General features: G+C 69.2%; 19 protein-coding genes. 5 read left to right on the top strand and 14 right to left on the bottom strand.

The features are described 5' to 3' along the window. Positions 1–62: 62 nt before the first annotated feature. Positions 63–1,583, top strand: a complete 1,521-nt coding sequence (locus PCQ86_RS00760; protein WP_270174623.1) for an acetyl-CoA hydrolase/transferase family protein — start codon at positions 63–65, stop codon at positions 1,581–1,583. Between the two features lie 246 nt (positions 1,584–1,829). Here PCQ86_RS00760 and PCQ86_RS00755 read toward each other — a convergent pair whose 3' ends face one another. Further along, positions 1,830–2,987 carry an ABC transporter substrate-binding protein gene (locus PCQ86_RS00755; protein WP_270174622.1) on the bottom strand — a complete coding sequence of 386 codons (1,158 nt, stop codon included), beginning with the start codon at positions 2,985–2,987 and terminating at the stop codon, positions 1,830–1,832. A gap of 223 nt (positions 2,988–3,210) precedes the next feature. Between PCQ86_RS00755 and PCQ86_RS00750 the strand changes: the two genes are divergently transcribed. After that, positions 3,211–3,633, top strand: a complete 423-nt coding sequence (locus PCQ86_RS00750; protein WP_270174621.1) for a hotdog fold thioesterase — start codon at positions 3,211–3,213, stop codon at positions 3,631–3,633. Positions 3,634–3,991: 358 nt separating this feature from the next. Here PCQ86_RS00750 and PCQ86_RS00745 read toward each other — a convergent pair whose 3' ends face one another. Further along, on the bottom strand, positions 3,992–4,564 hold the full coding sequence (locus PCQ86_RS00745) for a cob(I)yrinic acid a,c-diamide adenosyltransferase (RefSeq protein ID WP_047350915.1): 573 nt from the start codon (positions 4,562–4,564) through the stop codon (positions 3,992–3,994). Positions 4,565–4,719: 155 nt separating this feature from the next. Between PCQ86_RS00745 and PCQ86_RS00740 the strand changes: the two genes are divergently transcribed. After that, positions 4,720–5,100, top strand: coding sequence for a calcium-binding protein (locus PCQ86_RS00740; protein WP_012655178.1), 381 nt, complete (start codon positions 4,720–4,722; stop codon positions 5,098–5,100). Positions 5,101–5,381: 281 nt separating this feature from the next. Further along, positions 5,382–6,806, top strand: a complete 1,425-nt coding sequence (locus tag PCQ86_RS00735) for an FAD-binding oxidoreductase (RefSeq protein WP_123675402.1) — start codon at positions 5,382–5,384, stop codon at positions 6,804–6,806. Between the two features lie 210 nt (positions 6,807–7,016). On the opposite strand, the gene wrbA is transcribed toward PCQ86_RS00735, so the two are convergent. From wrbA to PCQ86_RS00720, 3 genes are all read right to left on the bottom strand, one after another. Next, positions 7,017–7,619, bottom strand: a complete 603-nt coding sequence (wrbA, locus tag PCQ86_RS00730; RefSeq protein ID WP_019373987.1) for an NAD(P)H:quinone oxidoreductase — start codon at positions 7,617–7,619, stop codon at positions 7,017–7,019. A 138-nt stretch (positions 7,620–7,757) separates the two neighbouring features. Then, a complete protein-coding gene (locus tag PCQ86_RS00725; protein ID WP_270174620.1) occupies positions 7,758–8,501 on the bottom strand; it encodes a gamma-glutamylcyclotransferase in 744 nt (247 codons plus the stop codon). 315 nt (positions 8,502–8,816) lie between these two features. Beyond that, the gene (locus tag PCQ86_RS00720) at positions 8,817–10,064 is read right to left on the bottom strand and encodes an MFS transporter (RefSeq protein WP_019373989.1); all 1,248 of its coding nucleotides are present in this window, start codon (positions 10,062–10,064) and stop codon (positions 8,817–8,819) included. A 59-nt stretch (positions 10,065–10,123) separates the two neighbouring features. On the opposite strand from PCQ86_RS00720, the gene PCQ86_RS00715 reads away from it, so the two are divergent. Continuing rightward, the gene (locus PCQ86_RS00715) at positions 10,124–11,044 is read left to right on the top strand and encodes an AraC family transcriptional regulator (RefSeq protein ID WP_012655170.1); all 921 of its coding nucleotides are present in this window, start codon (positions 10,124–10,126) and stop codon (positions 11,042–11,044) included. 65 nt (positions 11,045–11,109) lie between these two features. Here the strand turns inward: PCQ86_RS00715 and PCQ86_RS00710 are convergent, their stop codons facing one another. From PCQ86_RS00710 to mnmG, 9 genes are all read right to left on the bottom strand, one after another. Continuing rightward, positions 11,110–11,826: an N-acetyltransferase gene (locus PCQ86_RS00710; protein ID WP_270174619.1), complete on the bottom strand. Its 717-nt coding sequence runs from the start codon at positions 11,824–11,826 to the stop codon at positions 11,110–11,112. A gap of 243 nt (positions 11,827–12,069) precedes the next feature. After that, complete coding sequence (locus tag PCQ86_RS00705) at positions 12,070–13,110, bottom strand: peptidoglycan-binding domain-containing protein (protein WP_270174618.1); 1,041 nt, start codon at positions 13,108–13,110, stop codon at positions 12,070–12,072. A 166-nt stretch (positions 13,111–13,276) separates the two neighbouring features. Continuing rightward, a complete protein-coding gene (locus PCQ86_RS00700; RefSeq protein WP_270174617.1) occupies positions 13,277–14,074 on the bottom strand; it encodes a class I SAM-dependent methyltransferase in 798 nt (265 codons plus the stop codon). A 25-nt stretch (positions 14,075–14,099) separates the two neighbouring features. After that, on the bottom strand, positions 14,100–15,095 hold the full coding sequence (locus PCQ86_RS00695) for a ParB/RepB/Spo0J family partition protein (RefSeq protein WP_011803503.1): 996 nt from the start codon (positions 15,093–15,095) through the stop codon (positions 14,100–14,102). A 6-nt stretch (positions 15,096–15,101) separates the two neighbouring features. Next, complete coding sequence (locus tag PCQ86_RS00690) at positions 15,102–15,644, bottom strand: RBBP9/YdeN family alpha/beta hydrolase (RefSeq protein ID WP_270174616.1); 543 nt, start codon at positions 15,642–15,644, stop codon at positions 15,102–15,104. Between the two features lie 85 nt (positions 15,645–15,729). Next, positions 15,730–16,500 carry a ParA family protein gene (locus tag PCQ86_RS00685; protein ID WP_270174615.1) on the bottom strand — a complete coding sequence of 257 codons (771 nt, stop codon included), beginning with the start codon at positions 16,498–16,500 and terminating at the stop codon, positions 15,730–15,732. A gap of 16 nt (positions 16,501–16,516) precedes the next feature. Beyond that, complete coding sequence (locus PCQ86_RS00680; protein WP_270174614.1) at positions 16,517–17,131, bottom strand: LysE family translocator; 615 nt, start codon at positions 17,129–17,131, stop codon at positions 16,517–16,519. A 34-nt stretch (positions 17,132–17,165) separates the two neighbouring features. Beyond that, positions 17,166–17,846, bottom strand: a complete 681-nt coding sequence (rsmG, locus tag PCQ86_RS00675; RefSeq protein ID WP_270174613.1) for a 16S rRNA (guanine(527)-N(7))-methyltransferase RsmG — start codon at positions 17,844–17,846, stop codon at positions 17,166–17,168. Next, the gene (gene mnmG, locus PCQ86_RS00670; protein WP_270174612.1) at positions 17,843–19,816 is read right to left on the bottom strand and encodes a tRNA uridine-5-carboxymethylaminomethyl(34) synthesis enzyme MnmG; all 1,974 of its coding nucleotides are present in this window, start codon (positions 19,814–19,816) and stop codon (positions 17,843–17,845) included. Before mnmG ends, rsmG begins: the two co-directional genes overlap by 4 nt. Positions 19,817–19,874 lie beyond the last annotated feature (58 nt).

Here is a 19,874-nt window from a genome sequence, read left to right as displayed (position 1 = left end):
TTTGCGCCCCGCGCCAGCTGCCCGCCAGGCCTGCACGGGGCGCTTGTCCGTCTGGAGTTAGCGTGTCCACCTCGTCGTCCCCCCGTATCCAGCACCCCGGTCTGGCCCAGAAAATCATGAGCGCGGCCGAAGCCGCGGCCCTGATCCCGGCCGGCGCCAATATCGGCATGAGCGGCTTCACCGGCGCGGGCTATCCCAAGCAGGTGCCCCTGGCGCTGGCCGCGCGCATCGAGGCCGAGCATGCAGCAGGCCGGCCGTTCCAGGTCAACGTGTGGACGGGCGCCTCCACCGCGCCCGAGCTGGACGGCGCGCTGGCCAAGGTGAACGGCATCCACCAGCGCCTGCCCTTCCAGTCGGACCCGATTTGCCGCGACAAGATCAACGCGGGCGAGGTGCACTACCTGGACATCCACCTCTCGCACGTGGCGCAGCACGCCTGGTTCGGCTTCCTGGGCCCCATGCAGGTGGCCGTGGTGGAGGTGCTGGGCATCCTGCCCGACGGCCGGCTGATCCCCTCGGCCGCCGTGGGCAACAACAAGACCTGGCTGGAGATCGCCGACAAGGTGATCCTCGAGGTGAACTCGCTGCCCCCGATCGAGATGGAGGGCATGCACGACATCTACTACGGCACGGCCATTCCCCCGCGCCGCCAGCCCATCCACCTGACGCAGGCCACCGAGCGCATCGGCGAGCCCTACCTGCGCGTGGACCCGTCCAAGGTGATCGCGGTGGTCCAGACGCACCAGCGCGACCGCGACACGGCCTTCGCCAAGCCCGACGCAGTCTCCAACCAGATCGCGGCGCACATCATCGACTTCCTGGCCCACGAGGTGAAGGTGGGCCGACTGCCCAAGAACATGCTGCCGCTGCAGTCGGGCGTGGGCAACGTGGCCAACGCGGTGCTGACCGGGCTGCTGGACGGCCCGTTCGACGAACTGCTGGGCTTCACCGAGGTGCTGCAGGACGGCATGCTGGAGCTGATCAAGCGCGGCAAGATGACCGCGGCGTCGGCCACCGCGATCTCGCTGAGCAGCGAGGCGCTGAAGGACTTCAACGAACACATCGCCTTCTACCGCGACCGCATCGTGCTGCGCCCGCAGGAGATCAGCAACCACCCCGAGCTGGTGCGGCGCCTGGGCGTGATCGCCATGAACGCCATGATCGAGGCCGACATCTACGGCAACATCAATTCCACGCACGTGATGGGCTCGGCCATGATGAACGGCATCGGCGGCTCGGGCGACTATGCGCGCAACGGCTACCTGTCGTTCTTCGTCACGCCCTCGGTGGCCAAGGGCGGCAAGGTGAGCTGCATCGTGCCCATGGTCTCGCACGTGGACCACACCGAGCACGACACGCAGATCATCGTCACCGAGCAGGGCCTGGCCGACCTGCGCGGCCTGTCGCCACGCCAGCGCGCGCAGGTCATCATCGACAAGTGCGCGCACCCGGACTTCCGCCCGCTGCTGCAGGACTATTTCGACCGCGCGCGCAGCAAGGGCGCGCAGCACACGCCCCACATCCTGGGCGAGGCCTTGTCCTGGCACGAGCGCTGCCTGGCCACGGGCAGCATGCTGCCCTGAGGGCCCAGCCGTCCCTGGCGCCCCGGGGCCTACACAAAGAACGGAGAACTGGCGCGCCCCAGGCAAGGGCCTGGACCGGCCGCGCCGCCCCATCGCCGTGGGGCGCGCCCCCTGCCCGCATCGCGCAGCAAATACGAGAGCGGGACTGCGGCGCGCACTAGCTGCCTGCGCAGGCTTGGACGTTCCCGAAGGGCTGCCGCCTTGGGCAGCTGCACCGAGGCGCAAAGCGCCTCAGCGGTGCCGCTTTCAGGCGATGAAGCGGCCCGTGCTGCCCAGCACGCCCAGGTCGATGAAGCGCGAGCCCACGTAGGGCGCCTGGCCGCTGTAGTCCACCACGAAGCCGCCCAGGTCCAGGTTGCGGATGCCCGCCAGCGCCGCGCGCAGCTTGGGCTGGGTCACGTCCTTGCCGGCACGGTCCAGGCCTTCGATGAGCACGCGCGCGTTCACGTAGGCCTCCAGGCTGCCTTGCGAGAACTCGCTCTTGCCCTGCGCGCGCATGGCGGACTGGTAGTCGCGCACCAGCTGCAGCTTGGCGCGGTTGGGGTCGGGCACGATCATGGACAGCGCGAGGCCGCTGCCGTCCTCGCCCAGCTGGCCCAGGCTGGCGCTGGGCAGCGTCACGCTCAGGCCGGCCATGAGCACGCCGGGCGATTCCTTCTTGATGCCGCGCACCAGGCCCACGGACACCGTGCCCGCGGTCGCCAGCAGCACGGCCGAGGGGCGCGCCGCGGCCACGGCCTGCAGCACCTGGGGGAGGTTCTTGCCGTCGGTGGCCACGGCCACCTGCACGGCGGGCTTCATGTTCAGCGCCGCCAGGGCGCGCGTGGCGTCCTCCAGCATTTCGCGGCCGTAGCCGTTGTCCAGGTACACCACGCCGATGCCCTTCAGGCCCATGCCCGCCAGTCGCTGGATGAGGCGCTGCACCTCGTCGGTGTAGCTGGCGCGCACATGGAACACGTTGCGCGTGGTCTTGCGCAGCGACGACGCGCCCGTGATCGGCGCCACGTAGGGAATACCGGCCTCTTCCACCAGCGGCACGATGGCCGTGTTGTTGGGCGTGCCCACGCACGACAGCAGCGCCAGTGCGCTGCCCTGGCCGATGATCTGCTTGACGTTGGCCAGCGTGCGCTCGGGGTCATAGGCGTCGTCCACCATCTGCAGCTGCAGCGTGCGCCCATGCACACCGCCGCGCGCGTTGGCCTGCGCGAAAGCAGCGCCCGCGCCCAGCTGGATGTCGGTGCCAAAGCCCAGCAATGGGCCGCTCATGGCGGCCGAGCAGCCGATCGAGAGGGCCTTAGCGGACACGCCTGGCGCGTCCTGCGCACGGGCCGGGAGCACGAAGGCCGGCGCGGCCGCGAGGGCGGCGGCTCGGCCGGCTTGGAGGACAAACTGGCGGCGTTGCATGGTCAAAGGAATGTGTGGGTTGGATGGGAAGGCAGCCCCGCGGCGCCCCGGCCCGCTGGTGGGCCGCGCAAAGCACTGCGCACGGGAAACGGATAAGCTCCAAACGAGCAAACCGGTCGATTCTGGGCGTGTGGAGGTTGCAACTTCCGCCACCGAGCCCACCAATCGTGCCAAAGCCCGGAGCCGCTGCCGGGCGCAGCCCTGATGTGAGACCCCTCAGACCATGTCCCTCTGGAAAAAACCCACCACCCTCGCGCTGATCACCGCCTCCAGCGCCAACACCGCCGTGAGCCACCTAGGCATCGAGTTCACCGAAGTCGGCGACGACTTCCTGCGCGCGCGCGTGCCCGTGGACGAGCGCACGCGCCAGCCCTTCGGCCTGCTGCACGGCGGCGTGAGCGTGGTGCTGGCCGAGACACTGGGCTCGGTGGGCGCCTACCACGCCAGCCCCGAGGGCTGGCTGGCCGTGGGCCTGGACATCAACGCCAACCACCTGCGCGCCGCCAGGAGCGGATGGGTCACGGGCACGACCCGGCCGGTGCACATCAGCAAGACCACACAGGTCTGGCAGATCGACATGGTGAACGACGCGGGCGAGCTGACCTGCGTGTCGCGCATCACCATGGCGATGCTGGCGCCGAAATAAAGGCATCCCCCTGAGGCGCTGCGCGGCGTCTGCTGGCGTGGCCTGCTCCGCGGACTTCGGAAGGGCAGCATGACGAGGGATCGCGCGCCGGCACCGTTCCGGGCCGCAGTGGGACAATGGGTCCAATCGGGGTGTAGCGCCTGATGGATAAGCGCGAGCAGCTACTTTTTTAATAGCAACACCACCCCACTCGCGCCCAAAGACAGCGCCTGCGGCCTGCGCTGCGGCTTTCGGAAGGTTGGAGCGGGGTGATGGATTGCGCGCCGGCGCACCTGCCGCGTTGCGGTGACTTATGCGCCCCATCGTGTTATGCGTCCAATCGTGCCGCAGCGCTTGACCAGTCTGCGCTGGCAGCTACTTATTCAGTAGCATCGTTCTGGCGTGCCAGGCGCTCGCTCTTCCAGTAGACCTCGCTGCCGCCGTCCATGCGGTTGAGCGCGCGCGAGAGCACGAACAGCAGGTCGGACAGACGGTTCAGGTACTGGCGCGGCGCGGCGCGCATGGTCTCATGCTGCTGCAGCGCCACCACGGAGCGCTCGGCACGGCGGGCCACCGTGCGGCACACATGGGCCTGGCAGGCGGCGCGCGTACCCGCGGGCAGGATGAATTCCAGCAGCCGCGGCAGCTCGGCGTTGTAGCGCGCGAGCGCGTTGTCCAGCTGCAGCAGCGCATCGTCCTTGAGCAGCTCGTAGCCGGGCATGGACAGCTCGCCGCCCAGGTTGAACAGCTGGTGCTGCACGTCGATCAGCAGCTCGCGCATGTCCGCGGGCAGCGGCTCGCACAGCAGCAGGCCGATGTGGGAGTTGAGCTCGTCCACGTCGCCCATGGCCTGCGGGCGGCCGCTGGCCTTGGACACGCGGGTGTTGTCGCCCAGGCCCGTGGACCCGTCGTCGCCGGTGCGCGTGGCGATTTGTGTCAGTCTGTTTCCCATGGCGCGTTTCCTCCTCATTCGGGGCCGGGGCGACGATTGTGCGTTACATCCGCCGGGCCATTGTGGAGACGGGCAACAGCGGGCAAAAGTGCTGGCTGCGGCATCCATGCTGCGGTGCAATGAAGGCCTGTTCAACTTCCACCGGAGCCGAATCGATGCCTCACACACCGCAACGACGCACCCTACCCTCCTTCGATGCCCGCAGCGTGATGCTGTTTGCGGCGCTGACCGTGGGCGGTGCGGCGGCGCAGGCCCAGACGCCCAGCGCCCCCTCCGCACAACCGCAGTACCAGACGGGGCCGGGCCCAGCCACAACGCAGCCCAAAGCGACCTTTGGCGGCAGCAGCACGGCCACGCCCAGCGGCAGCAGCGCCAGCGCCAGCGCCTTTGAACGCGCCGATGCCAACCGCGACGGCCAGCTGAGCAGCGCCGAGGCGGGCCAGCTACCCGCCATCGCCAACCGCTTCCAGGCGCTGGACAAGGACAAGAACGGCAGTCTGTCCCGCACCGAATTCGAGGCCGGCAGCCGGTCTTGACGCTTAAAGGGACGGGCATGGTCAAGCATTGATTACGCACCCTTCGAGCGCAACGCCGTACCCGTCCTGGGCGGCCCGTCTGGGCGACCCCGCCCTCTCGGGCCGCCACCACCCCCCGCCTGCACTGTCCTCCAGGGTGCGGGCGGGGTTTTTCCATGGATACACGCTAGATCGGCCTTTCGCCACAGGCCGACCATGGTGGACTCTCAACACGCGGCCCGCAGGCCGCAGCCCGGACTTCTAGAATGGCCGCCACCCACGCGCCTTGAAGGAAGCCCGCCATGAACGCCCCCGCGACCACCGCCCATCTGCAACCCCTGACCACGCCGCGCCCCGTGCCGCAGGCGATGCTGGACGCGCTGGCCGCACGCTTTGGCGCGCAGTACTCGGCGGCGCAGGCGGTGTGCGAGCAGCACGGGCGCGACGAGGGCTCGCTACAGGCGCCCCCGCCGGCGGCCGTGGTCTTTGCCGAGAGCACGCAGGACGTGCAGGACGCCGTGCGCCTGGCCGCGCAGTATGGCGTGCCAGTGATCCCCTACGGCGCGGGCTCGTCGCTCGAAGGGCACCTGCTGGCCGTCCAGGGCGGCATCAGCATCGACATGGGCCGCATGAACCGGGTGCTGTCCGTTGACGCCGACGACCTCACCGTGACCGTACAGCCCGGCATCACGCGCAAGCAGCTCAATGAGGCGATCAAGGACACGGGCCTGTTCTTCCCCATCGACCCCGGCGCCGACGCCAGCATCGGCGGCATGGCCGCCACGCGCGCCAGCGGCACCAACGCCGTGCGCTACGGCACCATGCGCGAGAACGTGCTGGCGCTGGAGGTGGTCACCGCCCGTGGCGAGGTGATCCGCACCGGCACGCGCGCCAAGAAGAGCAGCGCGGGCTATGACCTGACGCGCCTGATGGTGGGCAGCGAGGGCACGCTGGGCCTGTTCACCGAGGTCACCGTGCGCCTGTACCCGTTGCCCGAGGCGGTGAGCGCGGCGATCTGCTCGTTTCCCACCATCGAGGCCGCCGTGCGCACGGTGATCCAGACCATCCAGCTCGGTGTGCCGATCGCGCGCGTGGAGCTCATCGACGCCAACAGCGTGCGCATGGTCAACGCCCACAGCAAGCTCCGTCTGCGCGAGGAGCCGCTGCTGCTGATGGAATTCCACGGCTCGCCCGCCGGCGTGCAGGAACAGGCCGAGGTGGTGCAGGACATTGCGCGCGAATGGGACGGCAACGCGTTTGAATGGGCCACCACGCCCGAGGAGCGCACGCGCCTGTGGACCGCGCGGCACAACGCCTACTTTGCCGCCGTACAGAGCCGCCCGGGCTGCAAGGCCATCAGCACCGACACCTGCGTGCCCATCAGCCGCCTGGCCGACTGCCTGCTCGACTCCGTGGCCGAGGCCGACGCGAGCGGCATCCCCTACTTCCTGGTGGGCCACGTGGGCGACGGCAACTTCCACTTCGGCTACCTGCTGGACCCGGCCGTCCCCGCCGAGCGCGAGACAGCCGAGCGGCTCAACCACCAGCTCGTGGCGCGCGCGCTGCGCCTGGGCGGCACCTGCACCGGCGAGCACGGCGTGGGCGTGCACAAGATGGGCTTTCTGGTGGACGAGGCCGGCGAAGGCGCGGTGGAGATGATGCGCGCCATCAAGCGCGCGCTGGACCCGCAGAACATCCTCAATCCGGGCAAGATCTTCGCGCTGTAGCCTGCGCCGCGGCGGCCGCGCGGGCACTCCTGATTCAATAGCTGCAAGCGCTTGCTGCATAAGCGCTAGGGCCTTTTTTACCCTTGTTTTCCGCACAACGGGCCCGAGCGCGCGGGCAATAAAAAGCCCAGCCGGTCCGCGGCTGGGCTGGGGGCAGGCGCTCCACCACCCGGCACCACGCGGACCACGCCGCGCGGCACCGGCGTGGCTTCAGGCGCCGAACAGCTTGTTGGCCGTCTCGGCCACCAGACGGCCCTGGAAGCGTGCGCCGTCCAGCTCGGTCGCGCTGGGCTGGCGCTGGCCCTGGCCGCCGGCGATGGTGGTCGCACCGTAGGGGGCGCCGCCCACCACTTCGTCCAGCGTCATCTGGCCCTGGAAGCTGTAGGGCAGCCCCACGATCACCATGCCGAAGTGCAGCAGGTTGGTGATGATGGAAAACAGCGTCGTCTCCTGCCCGCCGTGCTGCGTGGCGGTGGAGGTGAACGCCGCGCCCACCTTGCCGTTGAGGGCGCCGCGCGCCCACAGGCCGCCCGCCTGGTCGAGGAAGCTGCCCATCTGCGAGGGCATGCGGCCAAAGCGCGTGGGCGCGCCGACGATGATCGCGTCGTAGTTTTCCAGCTCGGCCACGGTGGCGACGGGTGCGGACTGGTCCAGCTTGAAATGCGCGGACCGGGCGATCTCCTGCGGCACCGTTTCGGGCACGCGCTTCACGTCCACCGTGGCACCGGCAGAGCGCGCGCCTTCGGCGACGGCCTGCGCCATGGTTTCGAGATGGCCGTAAGTCGAGTAGTAGAGAACGAGTACCTTGGACATGACTTTCCCTTTTCAAGAACGCTTGTGCAGCCACAAGCAGCATGGCAGGCAGCGCGCGCAGCACCCCGCCGCCTTCATGGGCCAGCACACAGAGGCACCCCGCTCCAGCAGGCTCCACCGGCGCTGGTTCGATCTCACTTAACCACCCCGGTCCGGCGCCGCGCGGTGCGCGCGCACCCGGGCAGCCAGGCAGCGCACGTAGTCATCGCGGATGCCCAAGAGGTCGAGTTGGCACGCCAGCTGGTCCAGGTAGTCGCGGTTGCTGCCCACGCTGCCCTGCGCGCTGGCGATGATGGCCGCGGTGTCGTCCAGCGACAGCCCGCCGCGGTGCAGCGGGTGCGCGGTGTTGGCGGACAGCACCAGCGCCCGCACACCGCCCTGCGGCGTGTGCAGCGGTTGAAAGCCCGGGCAGTAGCTGCCGTGGATCATTTCGCGCCGCCACAGCATGCGCGACTCCCGCTCCAGCAGCGCCTGCGGAATGCGGAATGCCAACCCCTCGCAGTCACCCACGCCGCGCTGCAGCGTGAGCACCAGGCCCGGGCTGTCGGGTGTACCGCGGCCGATCGTGGTGGCCAGCGCGAAGCGGCGCGCATGGTCCGCGAGCCGGGCGCGGCGCACCTCGTCGAAATGGATGGCGGGGTTCCACATCAGCGAGCCGTAGGCAAACACCCAGAGGTCGCACCTCTCGCTCTGCGCCAGCACGGCCTGGCGTGAGCGCTCGACCACGTCATCGGGCAGCCGCCAGTCGGCGGACAGGCCCTGCTGGCGCGCCTGCGCATCCCAGGCGGCGAGCACCTCGTCGGTCAGGCGCAGCCCGCTGGCCTGGGGCGGCGTGAGCCGTCCTTGCAGTTCGGGCAGGTGCCTGAAGGCGTGGGGTTCCATGGGTGGGGTCGATGCAGAACCGGGGGGAAGGAGCGGGCGCGTACGCTGGAGAACGGCGCGGCGGCGCGCAGCTCTTCACTGCGGTTCACTGTATTTCGCATCTACCGCTTGATCAATGGGCCAGAGCGCATCACACCGTCCTGCATAACGGCCGAATGCAGGCTGCGACGAACGCTTGCCGCCCCGCGCCCAGCGGCAGGGGAACCGCCAAGCCGGTATGCGCGGCGCAGGGCTTGCCCTGGAGGGCGCGCCAGCGCTCCTGTTTCAATAGCTGTTAGCGCTTGCTACGTATGCGCTGGAAGCCCCCGGAACCTGTCACGCGGCCTGCGCCTGGCGTCGCGCCACGCCACCGCCCACCAGGGCCGCCGAGACCACACTCAGCACCAGCGCCAGGGCCGAGCCGTAGAAGATGTCGGCGGTCTGCCCGCGGTCCAGCAGCACGCCAAACAATGGCGCCGCGACGGAAAAGCCCAGGTCCAGCCCCGAATACACCGTGCCGTACACGCGGCCCGTGGCGCCGGGGGGCGCGGCGCGCTTGATGAGCATGTCGCGCGACGGGCCGGCAATGCCCACGCCCATGCCCGCCAGCGCCGCCACGGCCAGCGCCACCGTGCCGGGCAGTGCGCCCAGCCCCACCAGCACCAGCAGCGCGGCGGAGGCCATCAGGCAGATGCTGATGGTCTTTTCCAGCCGCACCACGCGGCCCACGAGGAAGCCCCCGATCACCATGCCCACGGCGCTGCACAGCATGTATCCCGTGACCACCATGGAGGTCAGCGACAGCGGCATGTCGTACATCCGCTGCAGCGCCGGGGCGGCAAAGCTCTGGATGGCGCTGAGCGAGCAGGTGCTCCAGAAGAAGAACGAGAAGCACAGCCACACGGCCGGCAGCTTGAGGAAGGCCATGGGGTGTTCCTGCGCGTGCGCGCTGCCCGTGGCGCCCTTGGCCGGCGCATGCGCCCAGGCGCCCTGGCGATCGTCCAGCGCGTCGCGGTTCCACACCATGACGGCCAGCACCACCAGCGCCAGCGCACCGCCGCTCAGGCAGGCCATGCGCCACGATCCCGTGGCCGTGGCGATGCCCGCCATGAACAGCGGCGCGGTGGCCCAGCCCAGGTTGCCCGAGATGCCGTGCACCGAGAAGCCGTGGCCCAGCCGCGCGGGCGACACACGCTTGTTGAGGATGGTGAAGTCCACCGGGTGGAACGGCGCATTGCCCAGGCCCGCCAGCACCGACGCCACCACCAGGCCCAGGTAGCCGCTGGCGCTGCCCGCGGTCAGGCCCGCCAGCGCAAAGCTGGCCAGCGCGGCGAACAGCACCGGGCGTGCGCCCACGCGGTCCACCAGGAAGCCCGACAGCGCCTGGCCCACGCCGGAGACCACGAAGAACACCGAGACCAGCAGCCCCAGTTCGGAATAGCTGTAGCCGAACTCCGCGATCAGGAACGGAAACAGCGGCGGCAGCAGCAGGTGAAAGAAGTGCGAGGAGCCGTGCGCAAGGCCGATCAGGCCAATGGTGCGCGCATCCTGGCGCAGGGTGGGGACAGCAGTCGTCATGGGCATGATCTTAGGCAAGGCAGCCGCGGCCGATATACGATAGTCGGCCAATTGCTGTTGTGATCATGCCAAGCCCGTCCCTTCCCCGCCCTGCCCCGCCGCCTGCCGAGCCCGCCGCGGCCAGCACCGCCGGCCGCGCGGCGCGGCCGGCGCGCGTGCTGTCGTATGTGGAGTCGCTCACGCCGCACCTGTTCGTGCCCAGCCGGGAGCGCCCCGTGCGCGCCAAGCACCGCGAGCTGCGCGCCGACACACAGGTGCGCCCGCACAGCCACCCCTGGGCGCAGGTGGCCATCTCCACCACGGGCGTGCTGCGCCTGACGGTGCCGCGCGGCACCTACATCGTGCCGCCCTCGCGCGCGCTGTGGATCCCGCCGGGCGTGGAGCACGCCGTGACCATGGTTGAGGACGCCGACCTGCGCACGCTGTACTTCTACCAGCCGCCCGGGCGCTGCGGCCCCGCCGTCGCGCGCGCGCAGGAAGAGCCCTGGCGCCAGTGCCGCGTGCTGGAGGTGTCCGAGCTGCTGCGCGCCGTGGTGCGCGAGATGCCCACCGACCCCGACGACGGCGCCCCGCCGCCGCCCGAGCTGCTGCACCGCGAGCGCCACCTGAGCGCGCTGATCCTGGACGAGTTGCGCCGTGCCAGCAGCGTGCGCCTGGGCGTGGACCTGCCGCGCGACAAGCGCCTGCGCCACCTGTGCGAGGCGGTGCTGGCCGATCCCACACGCCACGACACGCTGGCCGACTGGGCGCGCGACACCGGCGCCAGCCCGCGCACGGTGGCGCGCCTCTTTCGCCAAGAGCTGGGCAGCACCTTCACGCAGTGGCGCCAGCAGGTGATCCTGGCGCGCGCCGTGGCGCTGGCCGCGGGGCGCAAGCCCATCAACCAGATCGCGGCGGAACTGGGCTACAACAGCCCCAGCGCCTTCAGCGCCATGGTGCGGCGGGCCGTGGGGCTGGCGCCGGGGCGCTTCCTGGGGTCGCCATAGATCTCAAGGCAAATAGGGCTCCAGCGCTTACCCCATAAGCGCAAGCAGCTCTTTTTTCAGGAGCACTACACAGACAGCATGCCCGTGGCGGCGGCCAGGCGGGCCAGCGTCCAGCCCCGGCCCAGCAGCAGGCGGCGCGTGGCCAGGGCTTCCTGCACGCGCGCATCCACCTGGCGGCCCAGGTAGCGCGGGGTCTTGTGCTGCAGGCAGACATAGCCCTGCGGGTAATCACGCCCCAGGCGCTGCCACAGCGCATGGGCCCCTGCGGACTGGCGCGCGCCGGACACCAGGCACTGCCCACCGTCCAGCGCCCAGCGGTACACGGCCGTGGCAAGGCCCCGGCGCTGGTAGGCGGGCGCGTAGCGCGAATGCGGCGCGCGCAGGTGGCGGTCGGCGCGGCGGTTCAGTTCGACAAGGCGGTTGAAGACCGTGGTGCCCGCCAGGCACTGGCGCAGCGGGTCTTCGATGTAGACGTACAGCTCGCCATCGGCCACGCGGCTGCGCACGAAAAGGCCGGGGTGCCCCGGCAGGGGCGTGGAGGGCAGGCCATGCAGGGCGTCACCGGGAGAGTGCAGCCGCTGGTGCAGGGCCGAGAGTTCCTGCTCGATCGTGGCGTCGGGCGGGTCCACGTCGATGCGCAGCTCGGCGGGCTGCGCGAGGCGGCGCGCCTGGCGCCGGGAGACATCAAGAAAGGAGGAAAAAACGCCAGAAGCGTCGGGGGCGGGCGGCGGCTTGGGCCACGCCAGCCATGACGACCAGAACGGCGGCAGGGACAGGTACATGGAACTGCGGCAATAACAATGCGGCGCGCATGCTAGGCCACCGCGCGCCTGAAGGCCAGCCCCGCCGGCGATACCGCACCCCGCGGGTGCGATACCGTGCCGTTCATGGCGTTTTCGGGCTATGGCTCTTGCGAGAAAAGCGCTGACAGCTATGAATAACGAAGCACTTTCCCCATAAAGCGCCCACGAAAAAGCGGCCCGAAGGCCGCTTGCTTGCCGGGGGCGAAGCCCCTTGCGTCCCGCTCAGCGCGACAGCGCGCCGGCCGTGGCCGAGTCCAGGCGGCCGGTGACGGGCAGGCCCTGAGCCTGCTGGAACTCGCGCAGCGCACGCGCCGTCTTGGGACCGGCGGAGCCGTCGGGCGTGCCCACGTTGTAGCCCATGGCGTTCAGGCGTTCCTGCGCCTCGCGCACCGACATGGCCGCGCCCGCGCGGGTCTGCGAGGGAGCCGCGCCGCCATCCACGCCCAGGCGGCCGCCGCCGCCCAGGCCCTGGCCCTGCACCGACTGCGCCTTGTAGTTGCGCAGCGCCACAACCATCTGGTTGTAGGCATCCATGAACGCAGCGGTGATCACCTTGCCTTGCGCGGTGTTCTGGTAGCCCCCCAGGCCACCGCCGGCCGAGCCGCCGAACAGGCTGCCGAAGCCGGCAAAGTCGCTCTTGGAGGCGCTGCCTTCGGAGGCCGCCACCTGCACGCCCGAGCGGTTGTCCACCAGGGTCAGCATGGCGCTGGCCTCGCGCGTCTTCAGCCCGCCGCCGACGGCCGCCAGCGCACGGCCGCTGCCGCCGCCGATCAGGCCGCCCAGCACGCCGCCGATGGCGCCTGCGTCGTTGTTCGAGAAGATGATCTCGGGCGACATGCCGTAGTCGGACGCCACCATCTGGCCCCGGCCAAAGTTGCTGCCACCGCGCATCTCGCCGGAGCCCATGAGCTGGCGCTCGCGGTCCATGGCGCGCATGCCGGCTGCGCCGCGCTCCACCACGATGAAGCAGTTGGACTGCTGGATCAGCAGGCGCAGCAGGTTGGCCGTGGGGGGCAGCTTGTACTCGTTGCGCAAGATGGTGTACCAGCCGGCGTCCTGGTTCTCGACCAGAGACACGGTGCCCAGGGGCGACTGGCAGCGCTCCAGCTGGCCGCTCTCGTTGGCGGCGCTGCCGCCGGCGGCAGCGCCGGTGGCCACGGTCTTGGATTCGGCGCTGCCCATCCGCATGTTGGTGGTTTCGCAGCCGGTCAGGGCCAGGGCGGCGCAGGCGGCCGCCAGCAGCGTCAGTGGTTTACGGGACATAGCTTTCCTTCCTCTCTCTCTTTTCTTGCATTCCGGGGTGTGTGGACACGTCTCAACCGAGGCGTTGCGGTCTGCGCACGCGGTACAGGACCGGCGTGGCCGACGTGAATGCAAAATCATACCGATTCGGCAGTTTTTGCAACCGATGTTTGCAAGTTGTTTCGTTTTAGTGTGGCGCAGCACCGTCCCCCGGCAAAGGCAATTGGTAGATCCACGCCGCATGGCCGGCGAAGGAATCCAGCCGCGCGCTGGGGCACACGCCCGGCACGGCGAACGCCAGACTCACGAGCCAGTTGCCCGGCGCCATCTCCGCGCGGGCCTTCGCGGCCACGCGGGCCATGCTCTCGGGCCGCTGGAACACGTACACAAGGTCGTAACCGCCCCAATCTGCGGCCCAGAGGTCACCGCGCCGCACGCGCGCCCAGGGGCAGCGCAGCCGGCACAGCAGCGCCAAGGGTCCGCTCCACTCCAGGCCGTGCAGTCGCGCCTGCGGATAGGCCGCGCGCAGGGCCTTGAGGCCATCGCCCAGGCCACAGCCGGCGTCCAGCACGGCAGCACCCGCGGGCAGCGGCGCGGCGTCCTGCAGGCCGTGCAGCGCACCCGGCGGGGTGGGAAACAGCGGCGCATCGCGCCAGGCATTGAGCGGATACACCAGCAGCAGCAGCGCCAGCGGCAGCAGCCAGCCCCAGGCCGGCAGCGCCACCGCGCCGCCCAGCGCCGCCGACAAGGGAAAGCCCAGCGCGATCAGGCCGCGGCGCCACCAGCCCTGCGCCAGCAGGCTGCCCGCCACACCCACGGCGCAGGCCAGCCCGAGCGCTGCCAGCGGGGCCACGCTGCCGCGCAGGCCCGCGAACAGCAGCCACGCCGCTGCCCACACCAGCACCGCCGGCAGCGGCCAGGGCAGGACGATGCGCCGCGGCGGCGGCGCGTGCAGACGATGGGGTCGGCGGGGCCGGCGCGGCATGGGCACGGGCCGCAACGATGCGGCGTCAGCCGCCGCGCAGGCGCTCGATGAGGCCGTTGAGCGCCTCCAGCGAGCCGAACTGGATGGCCAGCTCACCCATCTCCTCAACCCGGCTGCCGCGCTTGACGCGCTTCTTGACGCGCACCTCGACCTCGGCCATGAGCAGGTCGGACAACTCTTCCTCCACGCGCTTGAGGTCGCGCGACTTGTCCTTCTTGGGCTTTTGCGGCGTGAGGGCGAACTCCGCCCCCAGCTTCTTGACGAGGCTCTCGGCCTCGCGCACCGACAGCTTCTTCGCCGCGATCTGGTTGCCCGCGGTGATCTGCGCCGCGCGCTCCAGCGACAGCAACGCGCGCGCGTGGCCCATGTCGATGTCGCCGGCCATGAGCATGGTCTGCACCGGCTCGGCCAGGTTCAAAAGGCGCAGCAGGTTGCTCGCCGCGCTGCGCGAGCGCCCCACGGCCTGCGCCGCCTGTTCGTGGGTGAGGCCGAACTCGCGGATCAGGCGCTGCAGGCCCTGGGCCTCTTCCAGCGGGTTGAGGTCTTCGCGCTGGATGTTCTCGATGAGCGCCATGGCCGCGGCCGCCTCGTTGGGCACGTCGCGCACCAGCACCGGCACCTCGGCCAGGCCCGCCAGGCGCGAGGCGCGAAAGCGCCGCTCGCCCGCGATGATTTCGTACAACGGCCCACTGGCGCTGAGGGCGCCCATCGCTGCTGAAGCCCCCTGCGATGCACGCTCCTGGCGGCGCTGTTGCGCCTGTTCGTCGTCGAGGCGCCGCACAAGGATCGGCTGCATGATGCCCTGGGCCTTGATGGATTCGGCCAGTTCGTACAGCGCGCCCTCGTCCATGCGTGTGCGCGGCTGGTAGATGCCGGGCACGAGACGGTCCAGGGCCAGCGTGCTCACCGGCCCGTCTGCCGCACCCGCTGCGTTGGCGCCGGCAGGCGCCTTGTCGGCCACCTTGGGGCCCAGCAGTGCTTCCAGGCCGCGTCCCAGGCCCTTGGGTTTCTTGGTGACCATGTGTCTTCAGTCCTTGTTCATCAATGCGCGCAGCAGTGCGTGCCCTTCGGGCCAGTCGCCCAGGTCGGAATCGGCGTTGATATGGCCGCGGGGACCGGAGTCCACGAAGCGTGCGCCCCATGCACCGGCCAGCATCTGCGCACGCTCAAAGCTGCAGTAGGGATCGTCCTGGCTGCCCACCAGCACGGCCGGAAAGGGCAGCACCTGGCGCGCGATGGGCGCCCAACCGGGGACCTGCACGGCCAGGTCGGGCCGCTCCACATCACCCGGCGCCACCAGCAGCGCGCCGCGCACCTTGTGCGCGTGGCGGGTGTGCGCCGCCCACCAAGCGGTGAGGATGCACCCCAGGCTGTGCGCGGCCAGCACCACCTCGCCCGGCGCATCGGCCACGACCTCTTCCAGCCGCGCGGACCAGTCGCCGCGCAACGGACGCATCCAGTCGTGCTGCTGCACGCGCTGGTAGCCATGCAGCCGCTCCCACTCGGTTTGCCAGTGGCCGGGGCCGGAGTTCTGCCAGCCGGGCAGGAGGAGGATCTGCGAGGGGTTCATGCGGCGTTACTATGATTTATATAGCTGATAGCGCTTATCCAATAAGCCTTGGAGGCCATTTTGACCGTAAGACCTTGGCCAGGCATCACATGCGCTTCACGCGCTCCACCATCTCGCGCGCGAACTCCAGAAAAGCCTGGCTGCCCTTGGCCGCGGGATCGAACACCACGCCGGGCAAACCGTAGCTAGGCGCCTCGGCCAGGCGCACGTTGCGCGGGATCACGGTGTCGAACACCTTGTCGCCGAAGTGCTCCTTGAGCTGCTCGCTGACCTGGCTTTGCAGCGTGATGCGCGGGTCGAACATCACGCGCAGCAGGCCGATGATCTGCAGGTCGGGGTTCAGGTTGGCATGCACCTGCTTGATGGTGTTCACCAGATCGGTCAGGCCCTCCAGCGCGAAGTACTCGCACTGCATCGGCACGATGACGCCGTGGGCGCTGCACAGGCCGTTCAGCGTGAGCATGGACAGGGAGGGCGGGCAGTCGATGAGCACGAAATCGTAGTCGGAGTCCACCGCCGCCAGGGCGGCCTTCAGGCGGCGTTCGCGCTGCTCCAGCGGCACCAGTTCCACCTCTGCCCCGGCGAGTTCGCGGTTGGCGCCCAGCACGCGGTAGCCGCACTGCTCCGACAGCACGGCGGCCTCCGGCACCGAGGCCGACTCCAGCAGCACGTCGTACACCGACAGCTCCAGCGCGCGCTTGTCCACGCCCGAGCCCATGGTGGCATTGCCCTGCGGGTCCAGGTCCACGAGCAGCACGCGCTGGCCGATCTTGGCCAGGCCCGCGGCCAGATTGACGGAAGTGGTGGTCTTGCCGACCCCACCCTTTTGGTTGGCAATGCAGAAGATCTTGGCCATGCGGGGCAATTCGCTATTACTTGGAAATGGCCAGCTTGACGCCGAAGCCGATGAGGAACACGCCCGCCGTTTTCTCCAACACGCGCGCCACCGTGGGGTTGGCGCGCATGCGCTCGGCCAGGAAGTGCGTGAGCAGCACCACAACCAGGCTGTACAGGAAGGTGAGCGTGGCGATGGTGGCGGCCATGGCGGCGAAGGTGACCAACCCGCGGTGCGTGGCCGGGTTCACGAACAGCGGGAAGAAGGCCATGTAGAACACGATGGCCTTAGGGTTGAGCAGCGTGATGACCGCCCCCTGGCGGAAGTAGTGGCGCGGCGCAATGTTCAGCACGGGAACATCCCCCGGCTTGGCGGTGAGCATCTTGTAGCCCATCCAGCCCAGGTAGACGGCGCCCAGCCATTGCACGGCATGGAATGCTGCCGGATACGCGGCCAGCAGGCCCGCCACGCCCGCCACCGCCATCCACATGAGCACCTGGTCGGCGGCGATCACGCCCATGCAGGCGGCCATGCCGGCGCGCACACCGCCCTTGCCGGTGGAAGTGATGAGCGCCAGATTGCCCGGCCCCGGGATGGCGAGGAACAACACGATGGCGGCGACGAATGCGCCGTAGTCTGCAATGCCGAACATGGGAGCGCCTTGCGAAGCGGGAGGGGGCTTGAGTTTACGCGACGGGGCGCAGCCAGAGGATGCAGCGTTCGGCCTGCAGCCCCGGCACAGTGAGTTGTTCCACGTGAAACACGCTTACGTCCGCCGGTAGCGCGGCAATCTCGTCGTGCGGGTGCTTTCCCTTCATGGCCAGCCACACGCCGTGCGGTGCCAGTGCCTGGCGCGACCAGGCGGTGAAGTCCGCCAGCGCGGCAAAGGCGCGGCAACTGACCACATCGAACGGACCGGCCAGCGTTTCCACGCGCGCATGGATGCCATGCAGGTTGGACAGACCGAGGGTGCCCGCCGCCTGCTGGATGAACGCTGCTTTCTTGGCCACGGTGTCCACGCAACTCACATCCACTTCCGGGCAACAAATGGCGAACACCACGCCAGGCAGTCCCCCGCCTGATCCCACATCCAGCAGCCGTGCGCCCGGGCGGGCCGCACTGCCCTGCGCCGTTTGCGCGACATGGCGGCGCAGCGGCGGGACGGCAGCCAGGCTGTCCAGCAGGTGGTGCGTGAGCATTTCCTGCGGATCGCGCACCGCCGTGAGGTTGTAGACCTTGTTCCACTTTTGCAGCAGCGCCAGGAAGTCCAACAGCTGCGTGATTTGCGCTTCCGACAGCTCCAACCCCAAGGCGTTGGCGCCCTCACGCAGGGTGTGTTCCAGGCTTGTGTTCGTCACCACGCTCATGCGACCGTCTCCATCCCATCCGCCGACTGCGGGGCAAACCCTTTAAAACCGCCCTTCTTCAGGTGGACCATCAGCAGCGAGATCGCCGCCGGTGTCACCCCGGAAATGCGCGACGCCTGGCCCAACGTCTCCGGCCGGTGCTTCTGCAGTTTTTGCCGCACCTCGATCGACAAGGCCGCCACCTGCATGTAGTCCAGATCTTCGGGTAGGCGCAGCTTTTCGAAGTGCGCGGCGCGCTGCACCTCATCCCGTTGGCGCTCGATATAGCCCGCGTACTTGGCGGCAATCTCGACCTGCTCGATCACGGGCGCACTCAGCTCGCCCAGCGTTTCACGTGAAACAGCCTCGCTTGCATACTTGCCGCCATCCATGGTCGTCAGTGCGTCGTACCCCACGTCGGGACGGCGCAACAGGTCGAAGAGGTTGTATTCATGTTCGATGGCTTTACCCAGCACGCGCTCGGCCTCCACCGTGGGCAGGTTGCGCGGGTTCACCCATGTCGATTTCAAACGCTCTGTTTCACGTGAAACCGCATCGCGCTTGCGGCTGAAAGCGTCCCAGCGCGCATCATCCACCAAACCCATGCGACGCCCCGCATCGGTCAGGCGCATGTCGGCGTTGTCCTCGCGCAGCTGCAGGCGGAACTCGGCGCGGCTGGTGAACATGCGGTAGGGCTCGGTCACGCCCTTGGTGATCAGATCGTCCACCAACACGCCCAGATAGGCCTCGTCGCGCGCGGGCACCCAGGCACCCTCCCCTCGGCATTGCAGCGCGGCGTTGATACCGGCGAACAGACCCTGCGCCGCCGCCTCCTCGTACCCTGTGGTGCCATTGATCTGGCCTGCGAAGAACAGGCCCTGGATCTGCCGCGTCTCGAAACTGCTCTTGAGCGAACGCGGGTCGAAGTAGTCGTACTCGATGGCGTAGCCCGGCCGCAGGATGTGCGCGTTCTCCAGGCCGCGCATCGAGCGCACCAGGTCGTACTGGATGTCGAACGGCAGGCTGGTGCTGATGCCGTTGGGGTAGAACTCGTGCGTGGTCAGCCCTTCCGGCTCCAGAAAGATCTGATGGCTTTCCTTGTCGGCAAAGCGGTTGATCTTGTCCTCCACGCTGGGGCAGTAGCGCGGGCCCACGCCTTCGATCTTGCCGGTGAACATGGGACTGCGGTCAAAGCCGCTGCGGATGATCTCGTGCGTGCGCGCGTTGGTGTGCGTGATCCAGCAGGGCACCTGGCGCGGGTGCATGGCCGCGTTGCCCATGAAGCTGAACACCGGCACAGCACCCTCGTTCACGCCACCGGGCATGCCGTCGCCGGGCTGCTCCTCACACTGGCTGAAGTCGATGCTGCGTCCATCGATGCGCGGCGGCGTGCCGGTCTTCAAGCGCCCCTGGGGCAGCTGCAGCTCCTTCAGGCGTGCCGACAGGCTTACGGCCGGCGGATCCCCCGCGCGGCCCGCTGCGTAGTTGTTCAGACCCACGTGGATCTTGCCGTCCAAGAAGGTGCCCGCCGTCAGCACCACCGTGCGACTGCGAAAGCGGATGCCCACCTGCGTGACGGCGCCCACCACGCGGTCGCCCTCCACCATCAGGTCGTCCACCGCCTGCTGGAACAGCCACAGGTTGGGTTGGTTCTCCAGCATGCGGCGGATGGCCGCTTTGTAGAGGATGCGGTCGGCCTGCGCGCGCGTGGCGCGCACGGCCGGACCCTTGCTGCTGTTGAGGATGCGGAACTGGATGCCCGCCTCATCGGTCGCCAGCGCCATCACGCCACCCAGCGCGTCCACCTCCTTCACCAGGTGGCCCTTGCCAATGCCGCCGATGCTGGGGTTGCAGCTCATCTGCCCCAGCGTCTCGATGTTGTGCGTGAGCAGCAGCGTGCGGCTGCCCATGCGTGCGGCGGCCAGCGCGGCCTCGGTGCCGGCATGGCCTCCGCCAACGACGATGACATCGAAATCCTGGGGGTACAACATGGTGGGGTGCTCCGGGCCCGCTGCGGCCCTGTCAAACGGTGAACAAGCCCGGCTTTCA

The sequence above is a fragment of the Diaphorobacter sp. ED-3 genome, assembly GCF_027625375.1.
GTDB classification, from domain to species: domain Bacteria; phylum Pseudomonadota; class Gammaproteobacteria; order Burkholderiales; family Burkholderiaceae_C; genus Diaphorobacter; species Diaphorobacter nitroreducens.
Note: the sequence above shows the minus strand (reverse complement) of the source record. Positions and strands in the feature narration are given on the sequence as shown.

What these genes read in the sequence shown, in the direction of transcription:
- PCQ86_RS00755 (WP_270174622.1), bottom strand. Translation starts at nt 2,987, where the DNA reads ATGCAACGCCGCCAGTTTGTCCTCCAAGCCGGCCGAGCCGCCGCCCTC.
- PCQ86_RS00745 (WP_047350915.1), bottom strand. Translation starts at nt 4,564, where the DNA reads ATGGGAAACAGACTGACACAAATCGCCACGCGCACCGGCGACGACGGG.
- PCQ86_RS00750 (WP_270174621.1), top strand. Translation starts at nt 3,211, where the DNA reads ATGTCCCTCTGGAAAAAACCCACCACCCTCGCGCTGATCACCGCCTCC.
- PCQ86_RS00680 (WP_270174614.1), bottom strand. Translation starts at nt 17,131, where the DNA reads ATGTTCGGCATTGCAGACTACGGCGCATTCGTCGCCGCCATCGTGTTG.
- rsmG (WP_270174613.1), bottom strand. Translation starts at nt 17,846, where the DNA reads ATGAGCGTGGTGACGAACACAAGCCTGGAACACACCCTGCGTGAGGGC.
- PCQ86_RS00690 (WP_270174616.1), bottom strand. Translation starts at nt 15,644, where the DNA reads ATGAACCCCTCGCAGATCCTCCTCCTGCCCGGCTGGCAGAACTCCGGC.
- PCQ86_RS00720 (WP_019373989.1), bottom strand. Translation starts at nt 10,064, where the DNA reads ATGCCCATGACGACTGCTGTCCCCACCCTGCGCCAGGATGCGCGCACC.
- PCQ86_RS00700 (WP_270174617.1), bottom strand. Translation starts at nt 14,074, where the DNA reads ATGCCGCGCCGGCCCCGCCGACCCCATCGTCTGCACGCGCCGCCGCCG.
- PCQ86_RS00735 (WP_123675402.1), top strand. Translation starts at nt 5,382, where the DNA reads ATGAACGCCCCCGCGACCACCGCCCATCTGCAACCCCTGACCACGCCG.
- PCQ86_RS00715 (WP_012655170.1), top strand. Translation starts at nt 10,124, where the DNA reads ATGCCAAGCCCGTCCCTTCCCCGCCCTGCCCCGCCGCCTGCCGAGCCC.
- PCQ86_RS00725 (WP_270174620.1), bottom strand. Translation starts at nt 8,501, where the DNA reads ATGGAACCCCACGCCTTCAGGCACCTGCCCGAACTGCAAGGACGGCTC.
- PCQ86_RS00695 (WP_011803503.1), bottom strand. Translation starts at nt 15,095, where the DNA reads ATGGTCACCAAGAAACCCAAGGGCCTGGGACGCGGCCTGGAAGCACTG.
- PCQ86_RS00710 (WP_270174619.1), bottom strand. Translation starts at nt 11,826, where the DNA reads ATGTACCTGTCCCTGCCGCCGTTCTGGTCGTCATGGCTGGCGTGGCCC.
- PCQ86_RS00685 (WP_270174615.1), bottom strand. Translation starts at nt 16,500, where the DNA reads ATGGCCAAGATCTTCTGCATTGCCAACCAAAAGGGTGGGGTCGGCAAG.
- mnmG (WP_270174612.1), bottom strand. Translation starts at nt 19,816, where the DNA reads ATGTTGTACCCCCAGGATTTCGATGTCATCGTCGTTGGCGGAGGCCAT.
- PCQ86_RS00705 (WP_270174618.1), bottom strand. Translation starts at nt 13,110, where the DNA reads ATGTCCCGTAAACCACTGACGCTGCTGGCGGCCGCCTGCGCCGCCCTG.
- PCQ86_RS00740 (WP_012655178.1), top strand. Translation starts at nt 4,720, where the DNA reads ATGCCTCACACACCGCAACGACGCACCCTACCCTCCTTCGATGCCCGC.
- wrbA (WP_019373987.1), bottom strand. Translation starts at nt 7,619, where the DNA reads ATGTCCAAGGTACTCGTTCTCTACTACTCGACTTACGGCCATCTCGAA.